Source organism: Cryobacterium sp. 10I5 (assembly GCF_035019865.1).
In the GTDB taxonomy this organism is placed as follows: Bacteria; Actinomycetota; Actinomycetes; order Actinomycetales; family Microbacteriaceae; genus Cryobacterium; species Cryobacterium breve_A.
Genome location: NZ_JASJVI010000234.1, coordinates 1 through 324, shown reverse-complemented (window position 1 = coordinate 324; position 324 = coordinate 1). Strand labels below are relative to the sequence as shown.

Below are 324 nucleotides of genomic sequence, written 5' to 3'. Positions count from 1 at the left end.
GTTCGACTTGCATGTGTTAAGCACGCCGCCAGCGTTCGTCCTGAGCCAGGATCAAACTCTCCGTAAATGTTTGATTGACTAACCAAGCAAGCCTGGCGTCACATCTAGTGCAGACCGCCGCCGGAATGGGCGAACAATCTGCAAGTTTGAAACTGACAGAACAAATCATTACTGACTTGCTTTGTTGTTATAAATGTTTTCCAAAGGAATCTCTTTCGCGGTACTCCCTAGAAAGGAGCCCTACGACCGAGGTTTTTGGCATTTGACATTGTGCACGCTGTTGAGTTCTCAAGGATCGGACGCACCCGGCTTCAGGCCACACCG

The 324-nt window shown here is 49.7% G+C and carries 1 rRNA gene; it reads right to left on the bottom strand.

Annotated elements, in window-relative coordinates:
- Positions 1-67: ribosomal RNA gene (locus QN350_RS19830) — 16S ribosomal RNA — on the bottom strand; the annotation flags it as partial.
- Between the last annotated feature and the right edge of the window lie 257 nt (positions 68-324).